26 protein-coding genes and 1 pseudogene are annotated in these 26,925 nt (G+C 71.2%); 13 read left to right on the top strand and 14 right to left on the bottom strand.

What is annotated here, in order from left to right; all coding sequences use genetic code 11:
- Positions 1-61 precede the first annotated feature (61 nt).
- Positions 62-1,357, bottom strand: coding sequence for a helix-turn-helix domain-containing protein (locus ACFQ87_RS14135; protein ID WP_380610982.1), 1,296 nt, complete (start codon positions 1,355-1,357; stop codon positions 62-64).
- 431 nt (positions 1,358-1,788) lie between these two features.
- On the opposite strand from ACFQ87_RS14135, the gene ACFQ87_RS14140 reads away from it, so the two are divergent.
- Positions 1,789-2,511, top strand: a complete 723-nt coding sequence (locus tag ACFQ87_RS14140; protein ID WP_380610983.1) for an HAD family hydrolase — start codon at positions 1,789-1,791, stop codon at positions 2,509-2,511.
- 65 nt (positions 2,512-2,576) lie between these two features.
- Here the strand turns inward: ACFQ87_RS14140 and ACFQ87_RS14145 are convergent.
- Both ACFQ87_RS14145 and ACFQ87_RS14150 read right to left on the bottom strand, forming a co-directional pair.
- A pseudogene (locus tag ACFQ87_RS14145) lies at positions 2,577-3,344 on the bottom strand (transposase); the annotation flags it as partial.
- A gap of 72 nt (positions 3,345-3,416) precedes the next feature.
- A complete protein-coding gene (locus tag ACFQ87_RS14150) occupies positions 3,417-4,397 on the bottom strand; it encodes a heme A synthase (protein WP_380611131.1) in 981 nt (326 codons plus the stop codon).
- Between the two features lie 419 nt (positions 4,398-4,816).
- Between ACFQ87_RS14150 and ACFQ87_RS14155 the strand changes: the two genes are divergently transcribed.
- Entirely contained in the window at positions 4,817-5,515 is a 699-nt protein-coding gene (locus tag ACFQ87_RS14155; protein ID WP_380610984.1) for an LAETG motif-containing sortase-dependent surface protein, read from the top strand.
- 75 nt (positions 5,516-5,590) lie between these two features.
- On the opposite strand, the gene ACFQ87_RS14160 is transcribed toward ACFQ87_RS14155, so the two are convergent.
- On the bottom strand, positions 5,591-6,310 hold the full coding sequence (locus ACFQ87_RS14160; RefSeq protein ID WP_380611132.1) for an ABC transporter permease: 720 nt from the start codon (positions 6,308-6,310) through the stop codon (positions 5,591-5,593).
- A 44-nt stretch (positions 6,311-6,354) separates the two neighbouring features.
- Entirely contained in the window at positions 6,355-7,281 is a 927-nt protein-coding gene (locus ACFQ87_RS14165) for an ABC transporter ATP-binding protein (protein ID WP_380610985.1), read from the bottom strand.
- Positions 7,282-7,445: 164 nt separating this feature from the next.
- Between ACFQ87_RS14165 and ACFQ87_RS14170 the strand changes: the two genes are divergently transcribed.
- The 8 genes from ACFQ87_RS14170 to ACFQ87_RS14205 are packed head-to-tail and all read left to right on the top strand — an operon-like array spanning position 7,446 to position 14,232.
- Positions 7,446-8,288: a helix-turn-helix transcriptional regulator gene (locus ACFQ87_RS14170; RefSeq protein ID WP_380610986.1), complete on the top strand. Its 843-nt coding sequence runs from the start codon at positions 7,446-7,448 to the stop codon at positions 8,286-8,288.
- 9 nt (positions 8,289-8,297) lie between these two features.
- A complete protein-coding gene (gene sufB, locus ACFQ87_RS14175; RefSeq protein WP_380610987.1) occupies positions 8,298-9,713 on the top strand; it encodes a Fe-S cluster assembly protein SufB in 1,416 nt (471 codons plus the stop codon).
- Positions 9,714-9,770: 57 nt separating this feature from the next.
- Positions 9,771-11,003: a Fe-S cluster assembly protein SufD gene (sufD, locus tag ACFQ87_RS14180; RefSeq protein ID WP_380610988.1), complete on the top strand. Its 1,233-nt coding sequence runs from the start codon at positions 9,771-9,773 to the stop codon at positions 11,001-11,003.
- 5 nt (positions 11,004-11,008) lie between these two features.
- Positions 11,009-11,326, top strand: coding sequence for a bifunctional 3-phenylpropionate/cinnamic acid dioxygenase ferredoxin subunit (locus ACFQ87_RS14185; RefSeq protein WP_063349526.1), 318 nt, complete (start codon positions 11,009-11,011; stop codon positions 11,324-11,326).
- A gap of 6 nt (positions 11,327-11,332) precedes the next feature.
- Entirely contained in the window at positions 11,333-12,097 is a 765-nt protein-coding gene (gene sufC, locus ACFQ87_RS14190) for a Fe-S cluster assembly ATPase SufC (protein WP_030290237.1), read from the top strand.
- Positions 12,094-13,353 carry a cysteine desulfurase gene (locus ACFQ87_RS14195; protein WP_380610989.1) on the top strand — a complete coding sequence of 420 codons (1,260 nt, stop codon included), beginning with the start codon at positions 12,094-12,096 and terminating at the stop codon, positions 13,351-13,353. The genes sufC and ACFQ87_RS14195 overlap by 4 nt, the downstream gene beginning before the upstream one ends.
- Positions 13,354-13,368: 15 nt before the next feature.
- Positions 13,369-13,815 carry a Fe-S cluster assembly sulfur transfer protein SufU gene (gene sufU / locus ACFQ87_RS14200; protein WP_380610990.1) on the top strand — a complete coding sequence of 149 codons (447 nt, stop codon included), beginning with the start codon at positions 13,369-13,371 and terminating at the stop codon, positions 13,813-13,815.
- Between the two features lie 21 nt (positions 13,816-13,836).
- Positions 13,837-14,232, top strand: a complete 396-nt coding sequence (locus tag ACFQ87_RS14205) for a metal-sulfur cluster assembly factor (RefSeq protein WP_380610991.1) — start codon at positions 13,837-13,839, stop codon at positions 14,230-14,232.
- A 122-nt stretch (positions 14,233-14,354) separates the two neighbouring features.
- Here the strand turns inward: ACFQ87_RS14205 and ACFQ87_RS14210 are convergent, their stop codons facing one another.
- Positions 14,355-14,858 carry a CAP domain-containing protein gene (locus ACFQ87_RS14210; RefSeq protein ID WP_380610992.1) on the bottom strand — a complete coding sequence of 168 codons (504 nt, stop codon included), beginning with the start codon at positions 14,856-14,858 and terminating at the stop codon, positions 14,355-14,357.
- Between the two features lie 431 nt (positions 14,859-15,289).
- Between ACFQ87_RS14210 and ACFQ87_RS14215 the strand changes: the two genes are divergently transcribed.
- A complete protein-coding gene (locus ACFQ87_RS14215; RefSeq protein WP_380610993.1) occupies positions 15,290-16,030 on the top strand; it encodes a BTAD domain-containing putative transcriptional regulator in 741 nt (246 codons plus the stop codon).
- Between the two features lie 138 nt (positions 16,031-16,168).
- Here ACFQ87_RS14215 and ACFQ87_RS14220 read toward each other — a convergent pair whose 3' ends face one another.
- The 6 genes from ACFQ87_RS14220 to ACFQ87_RS14245 form a co-directional block, all read right to left on the bottom strand.
- Entirely contained in the window at positions 16,169-16,735 is a 567-nt protein-coding gene (locus ACFQ87_RS14220; RefSeq protein ID WP_380610994.1) for a hypothetical protein, read from the bottom strand.
- A gap of 169 nt (positions 16,736-16,904) precedes the next feature.
- Entirely contained in the window at positions 16,905-17,468 is a 564-nt protein-coding gene (locus ACFQ87_RS14225) for a hypothetical protein (protein WP_380610995.1), read from the bottom strand.
- Entirely contained in the window at positions 17,465-19,222 is a 1,758-nt protein-coding gene (locus ACFQ87_RS14230; RefSeq protein WP_380610997.1) for an alpha/beta hydrolase, read from the bottom strand. Before ACFQ87_RS14230 ends, ACFQ87_RS14225 begins: the two co-directional genes overlap by 4 nt.
- A 3-nt stretch (positions 19,223-19,225) precedes the next feature.
- On the bottom strand, positions 19,226-19,627 hold the full coding sequence (locus tag ACFQ87_RS14235) for a hypothetical protein (protein ID WP_380610998.1): 402 nt from the start codon (positions 19,625-19,627) through the stop codon (positions 19,226-19,228).
- A gap of 208 nt (positions 19,628-19,835) precedes the next feature.
- Entirely contained in the window at positions 19,836-19,985 is a 150-nt protein-coding gene (locus ACFQ87_RS14240; protein WP_380611000.1) for a hypothetical protein, read from the bottom strand.
- Positions 19,986-20,174: 189 nt separating this feature from the next.
- Positions 20,175-21,506 carry an MFS transporter gene (locus ACFQ87_RS14245; RefSeq protein ID WP_380611001.1) on the bottom strand — a complete coding sequence of 444 codons (1,332 nt, stop codon included), beginning with the start codon at positions 21,504-21,506 and terminating at the stop codon, positions 20,175-20,177.
- A 403-nt stretch (positions 21,507-21,909) separates the two neighbouring features.
- On the opposite strand from ACFQ87_RS14245, the gene ACFQ87_RS14250 reads away from it, so the two are divergent.
- A complete protein-coding gene (locus ACFQ87_RS14250) occupies positions 21,910-23,442 on the top strand; it encodes a hypothetical protein (RefSeq protein ID WP_380611002.1) in 1,533 nt (510 codons plus the stop codon).
- Positions 23,443-23,444: 2 nt separating this feature from the next.
- Here the strand turns inward: ACFQ87_RS14250 and ACFQ87_RS14255 are convergent, their stop codons facing one another.
- On the bottom strand, positions 23,445-23,900 hold the full coding sequence (locus ACFQ87_RS14255; protein ID WP_380611003.1) for a VOC family protein: 456 nt from the start codon (positions 23,898-23,900) through the stop codon (positions 23,445-23,447).
- Between the two features lie 212 nt (positions 23,901-24,112).
- Between ACFQ87_RS14255 and ACFQ87_RS14260 the strand changes: the two genes are divergently transcribed.
- Positions 24,113-25,222, top strand: a complete 1,110-nt coding sequence (locus ACFQ87_RS14260; protein WP_380611004.1) for a hypothetical protein — start codon at positions 24,113-24,115, stop codon at positions 25,220-25,222.
- Between the two features lie 36 nt (positions 25,223-25,258).
- Here ACFQ87_RS14260 and ACFQ87_RS14265 read toward each other — a convergent pair whose 3' ends face one another.
- Positions 25,259-26,860 carry a PucR family transcriptional regulator gene (locus tag ACFQ87_RS14265; RefSeq protein WP_380611005.1) on the bottom strand — a complete coding sequence of 534 codons (1,602 nt, stop codon included), beginning with the start codon at positions 26,858-26,860 and terminating at the stop codon, positions 25,259-25,261.
- Positions 26,861-26,925: the final 65 nt, after the last annotated feature.

The following is a 26,925-nucleotide window of genomic DNA, read 5'->3' on the forward strand; positions in this document are numbered from 1 at the left end:
CCCCGCGCCGTTCAGGCAGAGCATGGCACACCATGATCACAACGGTTCGGGGCCCACCGGGCTACTGCGGAACGGACTCCCGCCAGACGGCGAGCGCCCGCTGGTAGGCACCCGCCCGCTCGAAGTCGTCCGCCGCGGCGCGGTAGTCGGCGGCGGCGGCGTCGGCCTCGCCCAGGCTCCGGTGCGCGCGGGCCAGGACCAGGTGCGCTCGGCCGAGGTCCCACCCCGAGGCGTCCGACGTCCGCTCCAGGGCTTCCGAGACCTTGCGGACGGCCTCCTGCGGATGCTCCCGAAGGAGGTCGAGAGCTGCCGCGTTGGTGGACACCTCCAGCCGGTCGGCCGCCGTGCCGACGAGCGTGAGCGCGTGCGTCGCCTCGTCCAACAGGTCGGAGAGCCGGGCCACGTCGGGCTCCGGGTGGGTATCCAGAGCGACCGTGACGGCGGACTTGCGCAGTCGGCCCCAGAGCCGGACATCGGCCTCGACGCTCAACTCCCGCAGCGCCAGGTCCTGATGAACCCGGCCACGGGTGTGGTCGCCACCGCGCATCAGGGCGTGGGCGATCGCGGACTGGCCCATGGCCCGGGCTTCGGGGGTCTGGACGTTGTCCACGATCCCGGCAAGCTCCTCGGCCAGCGGCTGGGCCTGTTCGACCTCGCCCAATTCGCAGAGCGCGGCGATGAGTTGGGTGAGAGCGCGAGCATGCAGCGTGTCGGCCGCGCCACCGGAGGAGACGGCGGTGTGCTCCTGGAGGGCGCTGCGGGCGTACTGCATGGCCTGGCGCAGGGCGCCGTACTCGCGCTCCGCGTGGGCGAGCATGACGTACGCCAGGGCCTTCACCAGGGGCGTGTCCTGGCTCGCGGGATCGTTGATGAGATCCAGCAGCTCCACGCGTGCGTCCCGGTGCGCGGTCGAGTGCAGGAGCTGGGCGAGCTCCCACTTCGCCTGCCAGCCCACGGCGGGGGGAGTGTCCGGGGCGGCGAGGACTTCCCGCAGCCCGGCCTCCGCCAGCCGGTCCTCACCGACGGCTGCCATGGTCAGGCTGTTGACGATGCGCCGCACCACGTCCGTCGACTCGGTGCTGGGTTCCGGCCGGATTTCCGCCAGGAAGTACTCGGGGTCCACCTTCAGCTGGGCGCTGAGCGCCTGGACCGCGCCGCGGGTCGGATGGCGCTGCCCCGACTCCAGGAGCGAGATGTAGCTCATCGACAGCCCGGGACACGCCAGATCCCGCTGGGTCATGCCCAGCGCGACACGCCGGCTCTTCACCAGCCCGCCGAACTCCGGCTGCGGGATCAGTTCCCTGTCGGGGCCGACCGGGGGCTGCCGAACGAGCCGGGGAGCTTTATGCGATTCCACGGTTCCTCGTCATCGGTGATAGCGCACAGGTTTCCGGCCTGCCCGGCTCCCGTCGGATCGCTCGGCGACGTGCCAGGGCGGTGCCTGCCCGCGCGGCCGAGTAGCGGCGTTCGGCGGGGCCGGGGGTCGTCGATCGTATCGACAGACTGATGTGGCCAGCTTTACTGAAAGATTGCAACCTTGTGGACGGATTTGTCAAGTCCGAGGTTATGTCATTCACACCCGGCCGAGCTCGCCGATGTACGGGTGCCGGTGAGTGCCGTTCGACCGGGGACATACTACGTCGGCATGCGTTCCACAACGAGGCTGTCGCCCAAGCCAGTTGGTGGCTCTCCGTCAGTGGCGGTGACTGACTGAATTCGCACGCCGAGCGGTATGGAATGCTCAGCGGTGCTGTGATCATTGCGCCAACCGAGAGACAGGTCAGCCACATGCCGATCCGCGGTGTCCTCTTCGATGTCGACAACACGCTGTTCGACTACACGGCATCCGCGGAGAGCGGCGTGGTCGCACACCTGGCGGAGCAGCGGCTGCTGGACCTGTTCCCTTCACCCGCGCGAGCGCTCGCGCTCTGGCGGCAGATCATGGACGAGGAGGTCGCCCGCTTCACGGCAGGCGAACTCACCTTCGCCGAGCAGCGGCGCACGCGGACCCGGCGGTTCCTCGCCCACGTCGGCAGCCTTCCTCCCTGCGGTCTGTCCGATGATGACGCGTCCGCCTGGTTCGCCGGTTACGAAGCCCACCGCAATGCCGCCTGGGCCGAGTTCCCGGACGCGGAACCCGTACTCAAGGCCCTCGCTCCCACCTACCGTCTCGGCGTGGTCTCGAACTCGTCCGTCGGCCACCAGCGCCGCAAGCTCGACGCCATCGGCCTGCTCCACTATTTCGGCGACGTCCTCGTCTGCTCGGACCAACACGGAGAAGCCAAGCCCGCGAGGAGCATCTTCCACGCAGGTTGCACGCTGCTCGGTCTGGCGCCGGACGAGGTTGCCTACGTCGGCGACATGTACGCGATCGACGCCGTCGGTGCACGTGACGCCGGGCTGCACTCCTACTGGCTCGACCGCACCGGCGCCGGCGCGAACGGAGAGGCCGGCGAGGGCATCCAGGTGATCCGCTCCCTGCACGAGCTCCCGCCCGCGCTCGGCAGCTGACCCCGACGGCTCGTCCGGTCCGCCGGGCTTCGTCTGCGCGGCATTCGTCTGCGCAGCAGAGGCTGCCCGGGGACGGCCCGGTCCTCGGCCTCGGCGGGACGTTTGCTGATCGTGATCATCGGGTCGGCGAACCGGGGCTGGCGACGGTTGGCCTGCCGCTGGGGCTTGCGGCGGGTGCGTCCGCTCCGCATGGCGCCGGCCAGCTCGCGCCGCAACTGCCCTCGGCCCTGGACGTAGAGCGCCTGGTAGACGGTTTCGGGAACCACGTGCATCTCCGGCCGGTCGGGGAACTGTGCCCGCAGAGCGTGGCATACCTGCTCCGGGTTCCACCGCTCGTCCAGCATCGCCTGGACGGCGTCCCGCAGCTCCGGGTTCGAGGGGATCTTGCGGGGCTTGGGCCGGGGCCGGCGGGCGTCGGCGCGGGCCTGGCCCGCGTGCGGCCGGTAGTGCCACCGGTCGCGGCTGCCGGCGGTGCGGTTTCGGCGGATCTCCCGGCTGACCGTCGACGGACTGCGGCCCAGCTCGGCCGCGATCTCGCGGATGGAGGCCTGCTCCCGCAGCCGGTCAGCGATGTGGATCCGTTCGTCCTCGCCGAGGTACCTCGAACGCCCGCAAGGTGGCGCCACCGCGGCGAGCGGTGGCGCCGCCTTGTTCCTGCCGGACGAATTGCGCCCGTAGAGCCAACGCCTGCCGGTCCGGTCGTTGATTCCGAGGATCCGGCACGCTTCGGCGTTGGTGTAGCCCTGCTGCATGAGCCGGGAGTATGCCTCCCGCTCCCGGCTCAGCTTCACAGGCCCCTGAGCCGTCCGGTCCCCGCGGATCTCGAAGTCCAATGCACCCCCCTGAACTGGGATGTTGCAACGACTCCTAGAACCCAAGCGAGGATGGGGGGCCTTCGCCGAGGGTCAGACGGTGGCAGCCTGCGGGGTCTGCGTGGGCAGCTGCTCGGGGGCCGCTTCGACCTCGCGTACGCGCAGGGCGAGGGGGATGCGCAGGGCGGCGATCCACGTCAGGGTGGCGCCGAGCATGTGGAGGCCGACCATCAGCTCGGGGGCGTCGGTGAAGTACTGGATGAAGCCGAGTACGCCCTGGAGCAGCAGGACCGCGAGCAGTTCCTTGGCGCGGGCCTTGGCCGGCTGCGGAGCCTTCACCGCGGCGAAGACGAAGATCATCGCGATGGTCAGGCCGACCGAAATGAACGCGAAGTCGGCGTGGAACTGCGCCAGGCGGTCGTAGTCGATCGGGATGCGCGGGACGATCTTGTTGTCCTGAGGCGTGCCCGGGTGGTGGCCGGCGCCGGTAACCAGGGTGCCGGCCGCGACCAGCAGGCCGACCACGGTGACCAGGATGTACGAGAGCTGGTGGATAGGGCGGGCCACCGACAACTTCGCCGGGCCGTCGCCTTCCTTGCTGCGCTCCCACATCAGCAGTGCGACCCAGACCAGGGCCATCGCGGCGATCATGTGCAGTGCGACGGTGTACGGGTTGAGGCCGGTCAGCACGGTGATGCCGCCGAGCACCGCATTGCTCATCACCAGCCAGAACTGTGCCCAGCCGAGCTTGGTCAGGCCGCGCCGCCACGGCCGGTGGCAGCGGGCGGCGAGGATCGCCCAGCCGACCGCAGCACTCAGCACGTAGGTGAGCATCCGGTTGGTGAACTCGACGATGCCGTGGAAGCCCATCTCGGGGGTGGGCGTGAGGCTGTCGCCGGTGCAGCGGGGCCAGGTCGTACAGCCGAGGCCGGAGGCGGTGAGGCGGACGGCGCCGCCGGTGACGACGATCACCACGCTCATCACCAGCGCGGCGAACGTGGCGCGCCGGACCATGGCGGCGGACGGCTGCCAGCGGTCGGCGAGCAGGGAGAAGGGGGTACGCACGCGGTCAATCGTAGGTGCCCTTACAGGCGATCTTGGCGCGGGGCGCGGGTGTGGTGGCCGGGGCGAAAAGCGGACTGTTCGGGCAAGGCGGTCAGGCCTGAGCGGCCGAATCGACCCGAAAAGCCCGAATGTTCGTCGACTGATTGCCGAGGCGCCCTCGGTGATTGAACCCGATCACCGAGGGCGCCGTTCTGTCGGGAAGGTGACGAAGTTCATTCAAGTTTGCCGAATCCGCGTTCTGCGAGGTGGCGGGTGTGATGGGCTGGTCAAGCACATCCGGGAACGGGCCGACAGACGAAATCCGGTCGTGCGGCGGGGTGTGGCGAGGTGCGGGAGTGCCGGTAGAGTCCGCCGGACATCCGTAGCGGGCCACCGCGATCCACTTCAACACGCCTGCTGCGCAAGACCGTTCGGAGGGGAACAGCGTAATGGCGCGACAGCAGCGGCACATTCGGATCGGTGCGACGGCACTCGCCGGCACGGCGGCGGCCGGTTTTCTCCTGCCCCTGGCGTTGGCCACCAATGCCTCGGCGCACGTACCGACCTGGTCGGTGACCTGCGACAAGGTCGTGATCGATCTGATCAACTACAGCCCCAAGCCTGACGTGAAGAACACCGTCAGCCTCACCATCGACGGCGAGAAGGTCCTGGACGCCAAGACCTTCCCCGCGGAGTACCACGGCACCTTCCCGGTGAAGGACCACACGGCCCCGATCAAGGCGAACCTGGTGGTCTCCACCACGGAGAACCCGAACGAGAAGGGCTGGAACATCAACGAGACCAAGACCATCGAGCCGTGCCACACGCCGACTCCGACCCCCACTCCCACCCAGACCCCCACCCAGACCCCCACCCCCACGCCGACGCCCACCCAGACGCCGACCCCGGCCCCGACGCCGAGCACCACCCCGTCGGGCACCTCCTCGGCCACCCCGACCCCGTCGGTCACCCCCACCCCGAGCAAGACCCCGGCCGCCCCGGCGCCCGCCACCAGTGCCCCCGCGCTCGCCCAGACCGGTAGCAGCGATGCCACCCCGCTGATCGCGGCGGTCGGCGGCGGCGTGCTGCTGGTCGGCGGCGCGCTCGTGCTGCTCGCCCGCAAGCGCCGCGGCGGCAGCCAGGGCTGACGCACCGTCGGCTGAAAGCGCCAACGCCCCCCGACCTCACGTGGCCGGGGGGCGTTGTGCGTTGGCTGGCGCGGGCTATTCCCAGCGGAAGAACCTGGCGGCCGCGGCCAGACCGAGGACGGCCCAGCCGGCCAGGATGCCGAGGTCCGACCAGGGCACCCCGGCGCCGTGCTGGAGCACCGACCGCAGGCCGTCCGAGAGTGCCGAGATCGGCAGCAGTTCCAGCACCGACTGCACGGCCGAGGGGAACCTGCTGAGCGGCACGATCACCCCGCCGGCCAGCAGCAGCAGGATGAACACCAAGTTGGCGCCGGCCAGCGTGGCCTCGGCCTTCAAGGTGCCGGCCATCAGTAGGCCGAGCCCGGAGAAGGCGGCGGTGCCGAGGACCAGCAGAGCGGCGACGGCCAAGGGGTTGCCCTGCGGGGACCAGCCGAGCGCCAGCGCGATCACCGACAGCAGGGCGACCTGCAGCGCCTCGGTGACCAGCACACAGCCGGTCTTGGCGGTCAGCAGCGTCCAGCGCGGCAGCGGGCTGGCGCCGAGCCGCTTGAGCACGCCGTAGCGGCGCTCGAAGCCGGTCGCGATGGCCTGCCCGGTGAAGGCGGTGGACATCACGGCGAGCGCGAGCAGGCCGGGCGCCAGGAAGTCGACCCGCTTGCCGGGGCCCTCCACCGCGACGATGTCCACGGCGGAGAACAGCACCAGCAGCACGGTCGGGATGACCACGGTGAGCAGCAGCTGCTCGCCGTTGCGCAGCAGCATCCTGGTCTCGAAGGCGGTCTGGGCCAGCAGCATCCGGCCGACCGGGGCCGCCCCCGGCTTCGGGGAGTAGTCGGTCGTCACGAGCGGAGCTCCCGTCCGGTCAGGTCGAGGAAGACGTCTTCGAGGCTGCGGCGCTGCACGGACAGCCGCTCGGGCAGGACGCCGGAGGCCGCGCACCAGCCGGTGACGGTGGCGACCAGCTTCGGGTCCACCGGCGCCTCGACGCGGTAGCTGCCGGGGGCGGTCTCGACGGCGGTGGCGCCCGCGGGCAGCTCCTTGAGCAGCGGGCCGAGGTCGAGTCCGGGCGGGCCGTCGAAGCGCAGGGCGTTCTCGGCGCCGCCGCGGCACAGCTCCTCGGTCGTGCCGTCGGCGATCACCTTGCCGCGGTCGACGATGGCGACGCGGTCGGCGAGCTGCTCGGCCTCGTCCATGTGGTGGGTGGTGACCACCACGGTGACGCCGTCCCGGCGCAGGTCGCGAACCAGCTCCCAGGTGGCGCGGCGGGCCTGCGGGTCGAGGCCGGCCGTGGGCTCGTCCAGGAAGACCAGCTCGGGGCGGCCGACCACGGCCATCGCCAGGGCGAGCCGCTGCTGCTGGCCGCCGGAGAGCCGGCGGTAGGTGGTGCGGCCGCAGGAGCCGAGGCCGAGGCGTTCGACCAGGGCGTCCACGTCCAGCGGGTGGGCGTGCAGCTTGGCGGTGTGCCGCAGCATCTCGACGGCGCGGGCGCCCGCGTACACGCCGCCGGACTGCAGCATGACGCCGATCCGGGGACGCAGCTGGGCGTTCTGGCCGACCGGGTCGAGGCCGAGGACGCGGACGGTGCCGGCGTCGGGGCGGCGGTAGCCCTCGCAGGTCTCGATGGTGGTGGTCTTGCCGGCGCCGTTGGGGCCGAGGACGGCGGTGATCGCGCCGGTCGCGATGGTGAGGTCGAGACCGTCCACGGCCGACTTGTCGCCGTAGCGCTTGACCAGCCCGGCGATCTGGACCGCGGGTTCGGAGTGCATACCGGCGAGTCTAAGAGGGGCGAACACGCAGGCCGGACATCGCCCTCAGTGATCGTTTACGCAGGCCAGGTAAGCCTTACCTGCGTGATAGATGACACCAGTGAGGCCTGGATCACGGCTTGTCCCGGCGCGAGTAATTACGCAACACTGGTGTTGTGAAAAACATGCGCGAGCACGACACGCAGCGGGAGGCCGAGTCGGCCCCCGACTGCGACGTGCCCGTGACGGCGGCCGAGGTGCTGCTGGAGGGCCACCGCGCCACCCGTGACCGGGTCGCCCGCTCGATCCTGGACCACGGCCCCTCCTCCGCCGCCGACCTGGCGAACCGGCTCGGCCTCACCGCCGCGGCCGTCCGCCGCCACCTCGACGGGCTGGCCGCCACCGGCCTGGTCGAGTCCCGCGAACAGCGGGTCTACGGCAGCCGGGGCCGCGGCCGTCCGGCCAAGGTCTTCGCCCTCACCGACGCCGGCCGGGACGCCTTCTACCAGGCCTACGACCAGCTCGCGGCCGACGCGCTGCGCTGGATCTCGGACGCGGTCGGCGGCGGCAAGGCGGGCGAGGAGGCGGTCGCCGCCTTCGCCCGCGCCCGGTTCGGCAAGCAGGGCGAGAAGTACCAGGAGACCCTGGCCCGGGCCGAGGCGCAGGAACGCCCGGAGGCCCTCGCCCAGGCGCTGAGCGCGGACGGGTACGCTGCCACGGTGCGGCGTGTCCCGTCGGCCGTGGCCAAGGCCCCGGCGGGCGCCCAGCTCTGCCAGCACCACTGCCCGGTCGCGCACATCGCCGAGCAGTTCCCGCAGCTCTGCGAGGCGGAGACCGAGGTCTTCTCCCAGCTCCTGGGCACCCATGTGCAACGGCTGGCCACCATCGCCCACGGCGACGGGGTCTGCACCACCTATGTGCCGGCACCCGGTGCCGCATCGTCGCCTGCCCAGCCCCCGGCGGGCCGCGGCTCCGATGCAGTGCCGACTGCCGGTACGTCCACCGAAGATTCAGCGTCCGCGCGTTAGGAAGCTCGCATGACTGACACCGTTTCGCACCCCGAGCTCGAGGGCCTGGGCAATTACGAGTACGGCTGGGCCGACCCGGACACCGCCGGTGCCGCGGCCAAGCGCGGGCTCAGCGAGGAGGTCGTCCGCGACATCTCCGCGAAGAAGAACGAGTCCGAGTGGATGCTGAACCTGCGGCTCAAGGGCCTGAAGCTGTTCGGCAAGAAGCCCATGCCGACCTGGGGCTCCGACCTCTCCGGCATCGACTTCGACAACATCAAGTACTTCGTCCGCTCCACCGAGAAGCAGGCCGAGTCCTGGGAGGACCTGCCCGCGGACATCAAGGCCACCTACGACAAGCTCGGCATCCCGGAGGCGGAGAAGCAGCGCCTGGTCGCCGGTGTCGCCGCCCAGTACGAGTCGGAGGTCGTCTACCACCAGATCCGCGAGGACCTGGAGGAGCAGGGCGTCATCTTCCTGGACACCGACACCGCGCTGCGCGAGCACCCGGAGCTGTTCAAGGAGTACTTCGGCACCGTCATCCCGGCCGGCGACAACAAGTTCGCCGCGCTGAACACGGCCGTGTGGTCCGGCGGCTCGTTCATCTACGTGCCGAAGGGCGTGCACGTCGACATCCCGCTGCAGGCCTACTTCCGGATCAACACCGAGAACATGGGCCAGTTCGAGCGGACGCTGATCATCGTCGACGAGGACGCCTACGTCCACTATGTCGAGGGCTGCACCGCGCCGATCTACTCCTCCGACTCGCTGCACTCGGCGGTTGTGGAGATCATCGTCAAGAAGGGCGGCCGCTGCCGCTACACGACCATCCAGAACTGGTCGAACAACGTCTACAACCTGGTCACCAAGCGCGCCGTGGCGTACGAGGGCGCGACCATGGAGTGGGTCGACGGCAACATCGGCTCCAAGGTCACCATGAAGTACCCGGCCGTCTACCTGATGGGCGAGCACGCCAACGGCGAGACCCTGTCGATCGCCTTCGCGGGCGAGGGCCAGCACCAGGACGCCGGCGCCAAGATGGTCCACATGGCGCCGAACACCTCCTCGCACATCGTCTCCAAGTCGGTGGCGCGCGGCGGCGGCCGGACCTCCTACCGCGGTCTGATCGAGATCGGCGAGGGCTCGCACGGCGCCAAGTCCAACGTGCTGTGCGACGCGCTGCTGGTCGACACCATCTCCCGCTCGGACACCTACCCGTACGTGGACGTCCGCGAGGACGACGTGTCCATGGGCCACGAGGCGACCGTCTCCAAGGTCAGCGAGGACCAGCTGTTCTACCTGATGAGCCGCGGTCTCACCGAGACCGAGGCGATGGCGATGATCGTCCGCGGCTTCGTCGAGCCGATCGCGCGTGAGCTGCCGATGGAGTACGCGCTGGAGCTCAACCGGCTGATCGAGCTGCAGATGGAGGGCGCCGTCGGCTGACGTCCAGCCGCACGCGACCCCGTCCGACTTTTGAGGAAGAGAGCACAACGAACAGCCATGGCTGAGGTTCAGAACACCACCGGCTCCACCACCGCCGGTTCGATCGAGGTCGGCACCGCCGGCGCGGGCGCGCAGCTCGCCGGCCCCGGCACCGGCCGGACCGGGGTCCAGCAGCCGATCGACGCGCGCGTCGCGGTCAAGCCCTCGTACGACGTGAACGACTTCCCGGTGCCGCACGGCCGCGAGGAGGACTGGCGGTTCACCCCGCTGCACCGCCTCGGCGGGCTGCACGACGGGACGGCCGTTGCCGCCGAGCGCGGTGAGGACAAGGTCGAGTTCACGCTGCCGGACGGCGTCACCGCCGAGACCGTCGGCCGGGACGACGCCCGCCTGGGCAAGGCCGGCACGCCGGTCGACCGGGTCGCCGCGCAGGCCTTCAGCGCCTTCGAGCAGGCGCTCGTCGTCACCGTCCCCAAGGACGCGGTGCTGACCGAGCCGGTCAAGATCGACGTGCGCGCCGAGGGCGGGGTCCGCTTCGCCCACGTGGTGATCGACGTCAAGCCGTTCGCCGAGGCCGTCGTGGTGCTCAACCACGCGGGCACCGGCACCCGGGCCGCCAACGTCGAGCTGCTGGTCGGCGACGGCGCCAAGCTCACCTTCGTCTCCGTCCAGGACTGGGACCGGGACACCGTGCACGTCGCGCAGCACAACGCGCTGGTCGGCCGGGACGCCTCGTTCAAGTCCGTCGTCGTCACCTTCGGCGGCGACCTGGTCCGGCTGCACCCGCGGGTCAACTACGCGGGCCCCGGCGGCGAGGCCGAGCTGTTCGGCCTGTACTTCGCCGACGCCGGCCAGCACCTGGAGCACCGCCTGGTCATCGACCACGACACGCCGCACTGCCGGTCGAACGTGGCGTACAAGGGCGCGCTGCAGGGCCAGGACGCCCACGCGGTCTGGGTCGGCGACGTGCTGATCCGCGCCGCCGCGCTCGGCACCGACACCTACGAGCTCAACCGGAACCTGGTGCTCACCGACGGCGCCCGGGTCGACTCGATCCCGAACCTGGAGATCGAGACCGGCGAGATCGTCGGCGCCGGCCACGCCTCGGCTACCGGCCGCTTCGACGACGAGCAGCTGTTCTACCTGATGGCGCGCGGCATCCCGGCCGACGAGGCCCGCCGCCTGGTGGTCCGCGGCTTCTTCGCCGAGCTGCTGCAGCAGATCGGCGTGGCCGAGGTGCAGGACCAGCTCATGGAGAAGATCGAGGCCGAGCTGGAAGCGGCGGTCTGACCACGATGACCTTCCTCCGTGCCTGTGCGCTGAGCGACCTCCAGGAGGACGTGCCCAAGCGCGTGGACCTCAACGGCGTGCCGGTCTCGGTCGTCCGCACCGACGAGGGGGTGTTCGCGATCAACGACACCTGCTCGCACGCGAACGTCTCGCTCTCCGAGGGCGAGGTCGAGGACTGCATGATCGAGTGCTGGCTGCACGGCTCCAGCTTCGACCTGCGCACCGGCAAGCCCTCCGGCCTGCCCGCCACCAAGCCGGTCGCTGTCTACCCCGTAAAGATCGAAGGGGACGATGTGCTCGTCTCCGTCAACCAGGAGTCCTGAGTACACATGGCAACCCTTGAAATCCGCGACCTGCACGTCTCCGTCGAGGCCGAGAACGGCCCGCGCGAGATCCTGAAGGGCGTCGACCTGACCGTGAAGCAGGGCGAGACCCACGCCATCATGGGTCCGAACGGCTCCGGCAAGTCCACCCTGGCCTACTCGCTGGCCGGTCATCCCAAGTACACCGTCACCGGCGGCTCGGTGCTGCTGGACGGCGAGGACGTCCTGGAGATGTCCGTCGACGAGCGTGCCAAGGCCGGCGTGTTCCTGGCCATGCAGTACCCGGTCGAGGTCCCGGGCGTCTCGGTCAGCAACTTCCTGCGCACCGCCGCCACCGCCGTCCGCGGCGAGGCCCCGAAGCTGCGGCTGTGGGTGAAGGAGGTCAAGGAGGCGATGGCCGCCCTCCAGATGGACCCGGCCTTCGCCGAGCGCAACGTCAACGAGGGCTTCTCCGGCGGTGAGAAGAAGCGCCACGAGATCCTCCAGCTGGAGCTGCTCAAGCCGAAGATCGCCATCCTCGACGAGACCGACTCCGGCCTGGACGTCGACGCGCTGCGGATCGTCTCCGAGGGCATCAACCGGGTCCGCTCGACCGGCGAGGTCGGCACCCTGCTGGTGACCCACTACACCCGCATCCTGCGGTACATCAAGCCCGACTACGTCCACGTCTTCGCGGGCGGCCGCATCGTCGAGTCCGGCGGCGCCGAGCTGGCCGACAAGCTGGAGAACGAGGGCTACGAGGCGTATGTGAAGGGCGGCGCATCCGAGTGACGCATCCGTTGACCGGTCTGCTCGACACCGACGCGATCCGCAAGGACTTCCCGGTCCTGCAGCGCGTGCTGCACGACGGGAAGCCGCTGGTCTACCTGGACAACGCGGCGACCTCGCAGAAGCCGCGCCAGGTGCTGGAGGCCCTGAACGCCTACTACGAGCGGCACAACGCCAACGTCCACCGCGGCGTGCACGTGCTCGCCGAGGAGGCCACGGCGATGTACGAGGGCGCCCGGGACAAGGTCGCGGCGTTCATCAACGCGCCGAGCCGCAACGAGGTGATCTTCACCAAGAACGCCTCGGAGTCGCTCAACCTCGTGGCCAACATGCTCGGTTGGGCCGACGAGCCGTACAAGGTGGACGCCGACTCCGAGATCGTGATCACGGAGATGGAGCACCACTCCAACATCGTCCCGTGGCAGCTGCTCTCGCAGCGCACCGGTGCGAAGCTCAAGTGGTTCGGGCTGACCGACGAGGGCCGGCTCGACCTGTCGAACATCGACGAGCTGATCACCGAGAAGACCAAGGTGGTCTCCTTCACCCTGGTCTCCAACCTGCTGGGCACGGTCAACCCGGTCGAGACGATCGTCCGCAAGGCCCAGTCGGTCGGCGCGCTGGTCGTCATCGACGCCTCGCAGGCCGCGCCGCACATGGTGCTGGACGTGCAGGCGCTGGAGGCCGACTTCGTCGCCTTCACCGGCCACAAGATGCTGGCCCCGACCGGCATCGGCGTGCTGTGGGGCCGCCAGGAGCTGCTGGAGGACCTCCCGCCGTTCCTGGGCGGCGGCGAGATGATCGAGACCGTCACCATGGGCTCGTCCACCTACGCCCCGGCGCCGCACAAGTTCGAGGCGGGTACCCCGCCGATCGCCCAGGCGGTCGGGCTGGGCGCGGCCATCGACTACCTCCAGGGCATCGGCATGGAGAAGATCGCGGCGCACGAGCACGCGATCACCGAGTACGCGGTGGAGCGCCTGCTGGAGGTGCCGGACCTGCGGATCATCGGCCCGCGCACGGCCGTGGACCGCGGCGCCGCGATCTCCTTCACCCTCGGCGACATCCACCCGCACGACGTGGGTCAGGTACTGGACGAGCAGGGCATCGCCGTGCGCGTCGGGCACCACTGCGCGCGGCCGGTCTGCCTGCGGTACGGAATTCCGGCGACCACGCGGGCGTCGTTCTACCTGTACTCGACGCCGGGCGAGGTCGACGCGCTGATCGACGGCCTGCACCACGTCCGGAACTTCTTCGGCTGACGGGACGCGCAGGACATGAAGCTCGACTCGATGTACCAGGACATCATCCTGGACCACTACCGCAATCCCCACGGCAAGGGGCTGCGGGACGGCGACGCCGAAGTGCACCACGTCAACCCGACGTGCGGCGACGAGATCACCCTGCGGGTGAAGCTCGACGGCGCGACGGTCGCCGACGTCTCGTACGAGTCCCAGGGCTGTTCGATCAGCCAGGCCAGCGCCTCGGTGCTGAACGACCTGGTGGTCGGCAAGACCGTCGGTGAGGCGCAGGCGGTCCAGGAGGCCTTCCTGGAGCTGATGCAGAGCAAGGGCCAGGGCGAGGGCGATGAGGAGGTGCTGGAGGACGCGGTCGCGTTCGCCGGCGTCTCCAAGTACCCGGCCCGGGTCAAGTGCGCCCTGCTCAGCTGGATGGCCTGGAAGGACGCCACCGCCCAGGCCCTCGCCCACCCCGCCAACGACTGACCCCGCGAAGGAGGACAGACCATGAGTGACGAGAACACCACCACCGACGCCCAGGCCTCCACTGCGGAGGAGCAGCCGAACGGCGTCATCGTCGGCACCACCGCCGGCACCGTGTCGGTCGAGGACCTGACCGAGGCCCTGATGGACGTCGTCGACCCCGAACTGGGCATCGACGTCGTCAACCTGGGCCTGATCTACGGCATCCACATCGACGAGTCCGACGTGGCCACCATCGACATGACGCTCACCTCGGCGGCCTGCCCGCTGACCGACGTCATCGAGGACCAGGCCAAGACCGCCACCGACGGCCTGGTGCAGGACCTGCGGATCAACTGGGTCTGGATGCCGCCGTGGGGCCCGGACAAGATCACCGACGACGGCCGCGAGCAGCTGCGGGCGCTGGGCTTCAACGTCTGAGGTCTTTTCTGTACCGAGTTCTGTACGAACGCCGCTGCCCGGGACGGGTTCTCCGTTCCGGGCAGCGGCGTTCTCCGTTTCGTAGAGGACGTGGTGGAGGCGGCGGGGGAGGTACCGGGTGGTCACTGGGGTGTGCCGAAGACCTGGGTCCAGTAGCCGTTCGTGTCGGCGATGCCGGTGTCCTTGTAGCCGCAGTTGAGGATGTTGCCCTTGTGGCCCGAGCTGTTCATCCAGCCGTCGAAGGTGGCCTGCGCACTGCCGTAGCCCTGGGCTATGTTCTCGGCCGAGGCGCTCCACTTGTAACCGGCTTTGGTGATGCGGTCAGAGGCGCTGGATCCGTCGGAGCCGGTGTGGGACAGCTTCCCGGTCTTCGCCATGTCGTTGCTGTGGGTCTGGGCCGCCTGGACGAGCTGGGAGTTCACGGTGAGGGCCGGACAGCCCGCAGTGGCCCGTGCCTGGTTGACCAGGGTCAGCATGCTGCCCGTGTCTCCCTGGGTGGGGGCGAGGGCGGGTGCGACGGTCGCCGTGCCGGGAACCGCCACGGCGATCGGTCCCCCGGTGAGTACCAGCACGGGGACGGCGAGGACGGCTGACAGGCGCCGCGCGGTGCGGATGTTGATATGCATCGTGGTCCCTTTCTCGGGCTTTCTCGGGCTTGCTCGGGGCTGTGGAGGGCGCAGGCATGCCCCTCGTGCCGCCACCCGTGGCGGGGGTGCGGGCGCTCTCGGCACCGTTTGCTCCACGGCGATGAGTCGTGCACCCAGCGGATCCGTCCGCCCGTCCGCCCTCGTACCTGCGATCTTTCCGATGGGGGCGTGACGCAGCCGTGACTGGGGGCGTGACGCAGCCGTGACGCCGCTGTGCCCGGAAGGTCCGGGCCCGGTGGGTCCGGCGATCAGCACCACGCTCACGAACGGGTGACGCCGCCCGCGCCGCCGACGGGGATCAACGGGCTGGACCGGGCCGCCGAGCACGTGGCGTTTGCGGTCGACAGTGCAGAGCGGGCGGCGCAGCATGGAAAAGGGGCGGATCTTGTACGCGAAGAGACGGCGATGCGATGGCCAGCGACGATCGGCGCTCCCCGGCTCCCGGGCCGGGCGTGCGGCTCGCTCTGCTCGGTGGCTTCGACCTCTCGGTCGGTGACGCGTCGGTGGCCCTGTCCGCGGGGGCGGAGCGCTTACTCGCCTTCGTGGCGCTGTGTTGCAACGGGAAGGTGCCGCGCGCGCTGGTGGCCGGAACGCTCTGGCCGGACGCCGCGGAGCGCTGCGCGTACGCGAGCCTGCGCTCGGCGCTGTCCCGGCTCCCGGGGGCCGGCCGGGAGGCACTGGAGGTCGGCCCGACCGAGCTGAGGTTGGCCGACGGCGTCGGCGTGGACATCCGCGAGGCGAGGACGCTGGCCCACCGGATCCTGGCGCCCGGTGCGGGCCCCGCCCGGGCAGGGCTCGGGCTGGCGGCCGTCGAGGACCTCTCGGCGGACCTGCTGCCGGGCTGGTACGAGGACTGGACGCTGCTGGAGGCCGACAACTGGCGGCGCCTGCGGGTCCACGCCCTTGAGGCCCTGGCCCGCGCCTTCGTCGGCGCCCGTCGTTTCCCCGAGGCGGTGGCCGCCGCCGGCGCCGCCGTCCGCGCCGACCCGTTGCGCGAGAGCAGTCAGGCCTCGCTGATCCGGGCCCACCTCGCCGAGGGCAACCCCGGCGAGGCCCTGCAGGACGTCGAACGCTACGAGCGGCGCCTGCGGGCGGAGCTGGGGTTGCCGGCTCCGACGCGGTTGCGGCAGCTGGTCGCCGGCGCGGGGTAGTCGGGCCGCGAGGGCAGTGGCGTCAACTCGGTGCCGCGCGCGTCCTTCCCTTCCGGGGACGGGGGCTGCGCGGCAGTGGTGTATCCGGTGGCCAAGCCCGCCCGGCCCGACTTCCTCGGGCCGGGCGAGGTTGCGGTGTCAGTGCGACCAGTAGGGGTCGTCGACCGTCGCGCACTCCGCCTTGATGGACTCCGGTGGCCCCTGCGCGAATCCGCCTGAGCCGTCGGGCTCGGTGGAGTCGGCGACATCGACCACGGAGACATGCAGCTCGGCACAGCCGTCCGCGCCCATCAGGAACTGGAGGTGCTGCTGCGAATCCTTCACCTCCAGCAGCCGCTGCTCACGTCGAACCACGTACCCCTTCGCGGTCCAGAGTTTCTGCACCTCGTCGAGCCGCTCATTCTGCTTCCCCGGCCCGATCCGGACCCGGCCCCATTGCTCGGCCAGCAGTTCCGCGCGGCCGGTCTTCTTGCATCCCTGGGTACCGCAGAACCCAGCGGTGTCGGCCAGGCTGTAGTACCTCGCTTCGGTCCACTGGAGTCCCGGGTGGAAGGCCCCCGCGACGTCGGCGAGCTCGGCCTCGATCCGGTGCTGCGCCTGCTCGACCGGCGCGGTGGGTTCCTCGGGCTCCGGCCAGGCGTACCAGCCGATCAGGAGTGCCAGCAGGACCGCCGGCACGGTCGTGCGCCATGCTGCGGCTCTCACCTCGGATCCTCCCTGGTGATCGTGTTCCCGTGGCCGCTCACGATCTTCCCGATGTTGGGGAGCGAGTCGCCGCCCGCCCTTGTTGTCCTTGCCGAAGTAGTTGTCATGGGAGTCGTCCACTGACCCGTCCGCCACCGAGAAGCGCTGCGCGCCGGGCGGGTTTGCGGTGTCAGTGCGACCAGTAGGGGTCGTCGACCGTCGCGCACTGGGCGGCGTAGTCCAGCGGTCCCTGGCCGAACCCGCCGGTCCCGTCGGGATTGCTGATGTCGGTGACATCGGCCACAGTGGCCCGGACCTTGGCGCAACCCTCCACACCCACGGTGAACCAAAGGGTGAACCCCGAGCCCTTCACCTCCACCGAGCCCTTGTGGCGATCGACTGAGTAGCCCTTTCCGGTCCAGAGCGCCTGGATGATGTCGAGCGGCTCCTGAATCCGCTCGGAAGTGATCCGGACTCGGGCCGCCTGATTGGCGATCATTTCCGACCGACCCGTCTTCTTGCACCCGGACGTACCGCAGAATCCGGTCAAGTCGGGGTCGCTTTCGTACCTGGCCTCGGCCCACTGGAGCTCCGGGTGGAAGGCCCCTGCGACGTCGGCGAGTTCGGCCTCGATCCGGTGCTGCGCCTGGTCGACCGGCGCGGTGGGTTCTGCGGACTCCGGCCAGGCGTACCAGCCGACCAGGAGCGCCAGCAGTACCCCCGGCACGGTCATGCGCCGTATCGCGACCCTCACCTCGGATCCTCCCGGGTGATCGTGTTCCCGTGACCGCTGACGATCTTCCCGATGTTGGGGAGCGAGTCGCCGCCCTTGTGGTCCTTCCCGAAGTAGTTGTCATGGGAGTCGGTAATGGTCCCGTCCGCTACCGAGAAGCGCTGCGCGCCGAAGCCCTGGCTTGCCGGGTCCGTGCCGTGCCACAACCCGTCGGGATTGGTGATCGCCTCGTACGCAGCCCAACCGGGAACGAACATCCCGGGGGCCGGCGCGGCCGCGACGGGATCATTCTTGGCCGTGCCGACGTACACGTGATCCGCACCGACCCCGAGCTGTGACGCCTTGTCCACCCCGACACCCGGGCTGCCGACCAGGATGATGTCGTCGGCGGCCAGACCGCCGGGGTGCTGGGTCGCCTGCCCGACGACCAGTGACCCGTAGCTGTGCCCCTGCGCGGTCACGTGCGCCGGCGCCCCCTCGTGGGTGGCCCGGAGCCCGGCCAGGAACTGGTTGTACGCGGCCCCGCCCTCGACCGCCCGGTCCTTCATGAGCACCGAGGGGCCGTCCAACTGCGGCGCGTCGTACCCCAGCCAGAACACGGACGCGATGCTCGGCGCCGGCTCCAGGTTGTCATTCGCACTCTTCACCGCGGAATCGTAGATGCGCTTCGCCGTCTTGGCATCGCCCCCTCCGACGCCGGCCAGGGTGCTGTTCAGCCCGGGCACCAATGACGAGACGTTCTTGGCCTTGTCCGGGTCACCCCAGGAGATGATCGCGCGGCCCTGCCCCTGATCGCCGATCCCCAGCAACAGCAGCGGCGGGTTGGAGCCCGGCCCGCCCAAACCATCGTCCAACTTGCCGTCGAGCCGCTTCTGAATGTTCTGGAAGCCGTCGAGCTTCTCCTGCAGGGCGTCGCGCTTGCGCTTCCACTCCGTGTAGTCGGGGTTCTCCACCGGCCCGCCATTGGTCTCGGCGACGCTCAGCATCTTCTTCGGCTCGGGGCCGAGGTTGGTGAGTTGGAGGTTGTAGTTCTGTATCAGGTTCTTCAGGTTGGTCTGGTTGGCCTTGTTCCGGACGGCGGCGGGGATGCCGTCGAGGTTCCCGATCTGGTCCGGGTGGTTGAGGATCATCCGCTGCTGCTGAGCGTCGGTCAGGCTGTTCCACCAGGCCTTGACGCTGTTCGGATCGGTGCCGGCGGCGGGGGCCTGCTGGAGCGCGTTCGCGGCGTCGGTGTCGGCCTTCGCGGTGGCGGAGTCGAGGCCGGTGCCGTTGCTCGCGTTGGTGGCCAGGTGGGCGAGTCGGGCGTTGATGGTCTGGTCGGCGTGGTCGGCCTCGTTGAGCGCGGCAGTGATCCGGGCCTGGATCTGCTGGACCTGTGAATCGGCGTCGTTGCCGGCGAAGTTCGGGGAGTTGGGGTCCTTGTCCCAGGTGATCCCGCCGTCGTCGGCGACGGTCAGCTTGTGGGTCTTGGCGTCGTCGAGGGCGCTGATCAGGTGCGCCTGGGCGGCGGCGAAGCCGTCGTAGGCGTCCTGCAGGGCCCGGCTGACGAGTCCGATCTCCTGCTGGGCGGCCTGGAGTTCGTTGTGCAGGGTCTGGATCCGGGTGTTGGCGTGCCCGGCGGCGGTGCCGGTCCACTCGGAGTGGCTCAGCCGGTCGATGACCTCGTGCTGCCAGTTCTCGACGTGCTGGCCGAAGGCGGTGGCCAGGGTGTCGAAGGCTGTCTTTGCGGTGGTGATGCCGATGACGTCCGCGTCGTGGAGGGTCTTGATGTCCATGGGTTACTCGGCCGCCTTCGCCCTGGCGGGCTTCACCGGGCCCGGGACGACGGTGGTGTCGAAGGGGTCCGGCTCGGTCGGAGCGGGCGCGTTCGGGTTCCGCATGCTGTTGTGGGCGTTCTGCTCGGCCTGGCGGTAGTAGGCGGCCGTCGTGGCGAGCTTGGTACCGACGTCGCCCATGTCGCCGCCGAGTTTGTCCAGCAGCGTCTTCCAGTTCGTGCCGCAGTTCGTGATGGCGGTGGCGGTGAGAAAGCCCTGCAGGCCGGAGGCGGCCTGGCTGCACGGCTCGGTGATCTTCGAGGTCTCGCCCGGTATGAGACCGCCCGTGTGCTGGGCGCTCTGTCCGCAGCCGTCCAGCTCGGCTGGCTTGACCTTGAACTCCAAGGACAGATCAGGGTCCGACATGTGTTCCCCCCGCAGTCGGCCCAGGGGTGTCGTCCGTAACCAGCGTCCCCCCGGAAATGATTACTGTCCGATAATAATCGGCTGGTTCTGGCTGTGATCATTGGACCCGGGCGCTGGCATCAACTCGGCAGCGCCGCTCGGGAAATGTGTGCCTGGGCAATGCCATCGGCGGGCGTGAACCAGGGGGTGTACGCCGATTGCTTCTTGATCAGCGCAGTCGGGTGCGCGGGGTGATCGGGGTGCGCAGTTCTGTGTTGCTCTCGCGCAGGGCTATCTGGAGGGGGCCTGCGGCACCCCGAGCGACGAGCAGTATGCCGCCGACCGCAAGGGCTGTGATCTGCCGGTGAAAAGCTGACATCAACGCCTTGTCGATAGGCGAACACGGCTTGACCCAGCCGACCTCCCGGCCGGTGAAGGAGAAGGTCTTGCCGGCCGAGGAGGTGGTTGACGGTGCGCTCGGTGCGCTCGGTGGGTTCGGTGGGTTCGGGGTGAAATGCCGCTGCCCGGGACTTCCGAAGAAGTCCCGGGCAGCGGTGTTTCGTGCTGGTCAGGCGCGCTGGGGGGAGCGGGCGACGGCCACCGCGAGGGCGGCGCAGAGGAGCGCCGCGAGGGCGGCGAAGCCGCTGACGGCGGGAAGGAGGCCGTACTGCTGGACCAGGGCGCCCACGCCGATGATGGGGGCGGAGCTGCCGAGGTAGACGATGATCCAGAGGGCGCTCAGTTCGGAGCCCCGGCGTTCCGGGTTCATCGCGGCGACGGCGGTGGTGAACAGCGAGCGGAAGGCCACGCCCTGGCAGATGCCGCCGAGGACGCTGCCGATGAAGAGCAGCGCCGGGGTGCCGGTGTACCCGGCGGCGACGACCAGGGCGAGGCCGGTGGCCAGTCCGGTCATGCCGAGGGCGATCACCGTGCGGTCGGCGGTCGGCGGGACGATCAGCTGGGCGGCGGCCGAGGAGCCGAGCAGCAGGGCGGCCACGATCGCGCCGGTCAGGTGCGAGGGGGTGTGCAGCAGCTTGGCGGAGAAGGCCGGGGCCAGGGCCAGGTAGACGCCGAAGACCCCGTACGAGATGAACCCGGCGGATGCGGCGAGCAGGAACTCGCGGCGGCCGGCGACCGGCAGGGCGAGCCGCTGCGGGCGCAGGTGGGCCGGGGTGGTGATCCGGGGCGGGGAGGCCGGAGGGCGGTTGCGGCCGGGCATCCGGGGGTGGACCACGGCGAGCGGCACGCAGAGCGCCAGCAGGGCGATGGCGTGCAGCAGGAAGGGCGTCAGCAGTGGGTCGGAGCCGCCGGACAGCAGGGCGCCGACCACGGGGCCGAGCGCGACGCCGCCGGCGGAACAGGCCAGGGTGAGCTTGGCGGCCAGGGTCGGGTGGTCGGGCAGCAGGTCGCCGAGGGCGGCCCCGGCGGCGCCGGTGGACAGGCCGACGGCTATGCCCTGGATCGCCCGGCCGGCGGCGAGCTGCCAGAAGCTGCCGGAGGTGGCGAACACGACGTCGCCGGCGGCGGCCAGCGCGACCGCGGGCAGGATCAGGGCGCGGCGGCCCAGGTGATCGGACCAGTGGCCGACGATGGCCAGCACCGGGACCAGCGCGAACACGTAGATCGTGAAGAGGATCGTGGTGTCGAGCGGGCCGAGTCCGAGGCGCTGCTGGAGCAGCGGGTAGATCGGCGTCGCCAGGTTGGCACCGATCAGCATGAACAGCAGGGCGGCGGCCACCAGGCCGACGCGGACGCCGCGCAGCGCGTTCCAGCGGCTGATCGCGGCGAGCTGGAGCTGGGCGCGTGGCGCGAGCTCCAGGGGGAGCAGGGCCTCCGACAGTCGGCGTCCGTCGAACTGCGCGGTGCGCAGGCCGGAGCCGGCGGGGGAGAGGTCCGCCATGTGAGGGGTCTCCTGTGGCAGGGCACCACCGGGGTCGGCGGGGTGTGCCGGCGCGCCCGTCCTGAGGCGCTGTGGTGGTGGCCGCGGTGCGGGGCTCCCTGGTGGAGCGGATGAGCTGAGAGAGGAGGGCTTCGTTGCCCTACGGCCCGCGCGGGGTTGTGCGCGGTACCACTGCGAAGGATAAGGGGTGGGCGCACGGTTTCGGCGCGCGCCCCTGCGCGCGCCCCTTGAGGCCGGGCATCGGGGGTGCCCGGCCTATACGCTGAGGTGGTAGATCGGTACGCGGAGCTGTTTGGGCTGACCGCTGGCTGAGGGAGAGCGCACGACGATGGCCGGACGACGTCGGAAGAACGCAGGAGCTTCGGCGGGAGAGGGCGCGGCCGAAGCGGTCCTGCCCGCTGACATGGAGCTCCAGGACCTCTACGGGGCGTTCGCCGCGCACGGTCTGGACGACGAGGACCTGGACGACGCGGCCGTCCTGGTACCGCCGGTGAAGCTGCCGGCCGAGAGCGAGCTGGCCGAGCAGGCGAAGGCCGTAGCGATGTTCGGCTACGCCCTGGCGCTGGCCCGCTGGGCCGCCCCGCACCGGGCGGTGGACGAGTTCGGCGACCTGGTCGAGGAGGACCGCCCCGCGGCGGCGCGGCTGCTGGGCCTGGCCCCGGCCGAGGGCGAGGTGCCCGAGGAGGCCGAGGTCGAGGCGTTGCGGGCCTGGTCGCTGGCCTGCGACCTGGACCTGGTGGAGCTGGGGACGACCGCGGCCGGGGAGCACGTCGCGGTGCCCGGGCCGGATCTGGAGCCCGCCGAGCAGGGGGACCCGGACACCGTCCTGGAGCTGTGGCTGACCGCCGCCGGGATCGTCCGGGAGCTGGCGGTGGAGGCGGACTCGCTCCCGGAGGAGGAGACCGAAACCGAGGCGGAGGGCGAGGACGAGGACGGACTGAACGAGGTCGAGGAGGCCCGGGACGCCGCCGCCGAGCTGCTCGACGAGGCGCTGCAGGTGCTGTACGAGACCACCGCCTTCGCCGAGCCCGGCAACGAGACGGTGCCGCTGGGCGTGCTGGCCGCGCTGCTGGTGGTGCCGGAGGGCGAGGAGCCGAGCGAGGAGCTGCTCGGCGACATCACCGATGTGATGGTCGCCCTGGACCCGATGCTGGGCGACCTCGCCGAGCTGGGCCTGCTGGACTACCGCCCGATCGACCCGGAGCTGTTCGACGAGGAGGAGGGCGAGGAGCCCGCCCTCGTCGGCGAGGCGCCGCTGGACGAGGAGGAGTCGGCCCGCTTCGGGCTGGTCCGGCTCACCCCGCTCGGCCAGTACGGCATCCGGCAGTGGCTGCTGGAGGACGGCTACGACGCGCCGCTGGTCGGCGAGCTGGCCCAGGGGGACGCGGCGGAGCTGCTGCGCGGGGTGTGCGAGTCGGCCAACGTGCTGCCGGAGGAGGAGCTGAAGGTCTGGGTGGCCGGCCGGGAGCCGCTCGCGGCGGCCCGCGAGCTGCTGGCGGCGGCCCGCGGCGCCGACGGGTACGCGCCGCTGCGCCGGATGCTGTCCGTCTCGGCGCTCGACCTGCTGGGGCCGGGTGCCGAGCCCGCCGTCCGGGAGGTGCTGGACGACCCGGAGCTGGGCGGCGCGGCGCGGGCCTGGCTGGCCGCGCAGGGCGCCTCGGACGTGCCGGTGCCGGACCGGGCGATGGCGCTGTGGACGGTGGTCGACACCTTCGCCGCCCAGCTGCTGGACAGCGGCGGCGACACCGAGCTGCTGCGCGAGCTGATCACCGACCTGCCGGTGAACGGCGATCCGGCGGCGTGGTTCGGCGAGCTGTGGCGGGTCGACCACCCGTACACGGCGGACGTCCTGGAGGCGATCGGCGAGCTGCACCCGGACCGGGCGCTGGCCAAGGAGGCGCGCAAGGCGGCCTTCAAGGCGCGCTCCCGGAACTAGGGCTACGGGAGGTCCAGCGAGCCGTCCTCGGTGAAGGGGAAGAACGGGTTGTGGGCCAGCTCCCACAGGTGGCCGTCCGGGTCCTCGAAGTAGCCGGAGTAGCCGCCCCAACTGGTCGGGACCGGCGGCTTGACGACCACGGCGCCGGCCTCGACCGCCGTCCGCAGTGCGGCGTCCACCAGCGCGGGGGACTCCAGGTTCACCGCGAGGGTGACGCCGCGGAAGGAGGGCTCGCCGGTCGCGGGCACGCCCGCGTCGGCGGCCAGCTCCTCGCTGGGGAAGAGGCCGAGCACCGAGTCGGCGGTGCGGAACCAGACGATCTCCGGGCTGGAGGCGGCGGAGCGCTTCCAGCCGAGGTCCTCGTAGAAGCGGGCGCTGCGGTCGAGGTCGGAGACCCCGAGGGTGACGATGCTGATCCGGGCGGGGAAGCCGTGCTCCGGCGTGCTCTGTGCGGTCATGCGGCCAGCGTAGGGAGGGTGGCTGACAACCGGGCCCTCTGACACGGCCACCGGCCGTGCGCGGCGGCCGAGCTGATGACCCGGCAGCTCCGGGCACGTAAGGTGGCGTCAGCGGTGCGGGCGCGAGGGACTCGGGGGTGCGGCACAGGATGGTGCGGGAGAGCGGCGGAAGGCCTCAGGGGCGCAACGACGGAGGGCCCGGCCCGACTCGGTTGGACGGGCAGGATCGTTTCGCCGACCAGGAGGAGTTCCCCCGCCGGACCCTGGCCGCGCTCGACTTCCCGGTGTACGGCGTGGCCGCCGGACCGGCCCGCCGCGGTGGGGCGCTGGCCGCCTTCGAGACCTGCGGCAGCGAGCTGCGCTGGGTCGAGGTGCAGTGCGGCGACTGGACCTCCGCGGCCGGACCGTACGTGACCGTGCGCACCTACCGGCCGGGCGCCGAGCGGGCCGAGCTGCTGCCCGAGCTGGAGGACGTGGTCGAGGACGAACGGGACCGCGTCTACGAGCAGTTGGGCATCGACGAGGGCGACGGGCCGGGCCGGGTGCGGGCGTTGCGCGAGTGGATCACCGTGGACGGCGAGCCCTACGCGGTGGAGGTGCACGAGGACCAGCCGATGGCCCCGGGCGGAGCCCAGCCGGGTGGAGCGCAGTCGGCCGGGCCGGTCTGGGCCGGGCGGCTGCGGGTCGGCGGGCTGACCGTCACGGTGTGCGGGCGCGGGGTCGCCCCCGGCGGCGTGGAGCTCGGCGGGATCGCGGACTTCGAGCGCTACCTGCGCGGGCGCACCGACCTGCTGCGCGACCTCGCCTCCCGGCGGGCCCGGTGCGTGCCGGTCGAGGAGCGCGAACTGCCGCCCGTGACCGGGCTGGAGGCGCACCGGGAGCTGATAGCGCAGAGCATCGCGGAGACCGCCGCGATCGAGGCGCAGGTGCGGGTCGGGCGCACGCCGAGGCTGCCGCGCGCACTGCGCGGGGACGCCTGTGCGGTCCGCTGGGAGGCGGCGGTGCGCCAGCAGATGCGGCTCGCCACCGAGACCCGGGAGGAGGCCGTGGCGGCGGTGACCTCGATGGTCAACCACCTCAACCGGCTGTCCCAGCAGACGCATTGGCTGATCGGTACACCGGCGGGCGAGGCGGCGGTGGAGGAGGTCGTGCGGTACACGGTGTTCGCCAGCGAGGTGGCCAGCCTGTCGGCGCAGCGGGCCTGGGAGCAGCTGTGGCGGGAGCGGCCGGGCGGTGGTGGGGCCGACGTCTGGGAGGAGCACCTGCTGGCCGAGCAGCTGTGGCTGTCGGCCTGGGAGCAGTGGCGGGCGGGGCGCGGGTGACGTCCTGACGTCCCGTCCGAACCGGCTGCCCGCAAACTACTCGTCCGCGGGCAGCCGCAGTTGCAGCATCGCCAGCAGCCGCTGCTGCGGCTGGGCGAGGTCGATGCCGGTCAACTGCTCGGCGCGGCGCACGCGGTAGCGCAGGGTGTTGGGGTGGATGTGCAGGGCGTCGGCGGCCACCCGGACCTCGCCGAGCGCGTCCAGCCAGGCGAGCACCGACTCGGCGAGCCGGGTGTTGTGCCGGTGGTCGTACTCGGTGAGCGCGGTCAGCCGGGGGTCGCGCAGGCCGGTGCGGTCCTGGAGCAGCGCCAGCATCTCGCTGACCAGTACCTCGGCCTGGACGTCGATCAGTGCCGCGACGTCGAGGTCCACCCCGCCGCGGCCCATCGCGTCCAGGATCCGGTCCGCCTGGGCGCGGGAGTCGGGCACCTGGGACAGGCCGTCGACGGTGGAGCCGATGGCGGCGCGCAGTGGGACGCCGAGGTGCTCCCGGGCGGCCGCGACCACCTCGGCCGCCCAGTCGCGCACGGTCGCCATCGGCAGGCCGGGCGGGAGTTCGGGCAGCAGCACGTAGACCCGGGACTCGATCGGGGCGAGCAGCGCGGTGCGGTGCCGGGCGGCGGTGTGCACCGAGATCAGGCCGGTGACGTCGGAGCGGTGCAGCGCCTCGGTGGTGTGCGCGCCGTACGCCAGCACGGTGGCCGGGCGGCGCAGGTCCAGGCCCAGGTGGGTGGCGAGCGACTGGGGGCCGGTGGAGCCCTCCAGCAGGCCGGTGAGCAGGGTCTGGGTGAGCCGGACGTCGGCGGACAACTCGCGTCGGCGGCGCACCAGTTGGGCGGCGGCCACCCGGGCGGCGCCGACCAGGGCCTGTTCCGCGAGCGGGGCCAGCGGCTGGGCGCCCTCCTGGACCCAGATGGTGCCGAGCGGCTGCGCCCCGGCCCGGATGCCGACCGCGAGCCGGCGGCGCAGGCCGAGCTCGGGGTGCGGCTCGACCGCGATCGGGGCGTCCGAGCTGCGCAGGTGCTGGAAGATGCCCCACTCGCGCAGCTTGGACAGGTACGGCTCCGGGCCCTGCCAGCCGAGGATGGACAGCCGGCGCAGGTCGTCGACCTCGTCGGAGTCGGAGGAGCGGGAGTAGGCGAGCACCCGGCTGGAGGTGTCCTCGATCGAGACGATGCCGTTGGTGAGGACGGCGACGGTCTGGGCGAGGGAGAAGAGGTCGCCCGCGTTGGGCTCGGGGGCGCCGGGCGCGTCCGGGGCGTCCGGTCCGGCGATGATCGCGCGGGCGAGCGAGTCCAGGTGCTCCCAGCGGGTCTCCCGGCGCACCGACAGCAGGGCGACGCCCGCGTCGGTGGCGGCCTCGCGCAGGGCGTCGGCCTGGCCGGGACCGTCCAGCTTGATCGCGACGGCGGCGGCCCCGGCCCGGCCGGCGGCGCGCAGGGCGGGCAGGGCGGCGCGGCCGCGGGCGCCGATCGCGAGGACGAGTTCGCCGGGGGCGGCGGTGGGCGGGTCCTCCGGGTCGAGGATCGCGACGTCGCGGACGGGGACGTCCAACCCCTGGGGGGCGGCCTGGAGTTCGACCAGCGGTTCGCCCAGGGACATCAGCAGCTGGCGGAGCGGGAGACCGGGGGTGGGCACTCCGGGCCTCCTTCATCCGCTCGGACAACGCCGTGTGGTTGATTTTAGCCGGGCGGACAGAGTTC

This window comes from Kitasatospora sp. NPDC056531 (assembly GCF_042794375.1).
Taxonomy (GTDB): domain Bacteria; phylum Actinomycetota; class Actinomycetes; order Streptomycetales; family Streptomycetaceae; genus Kitasatospora.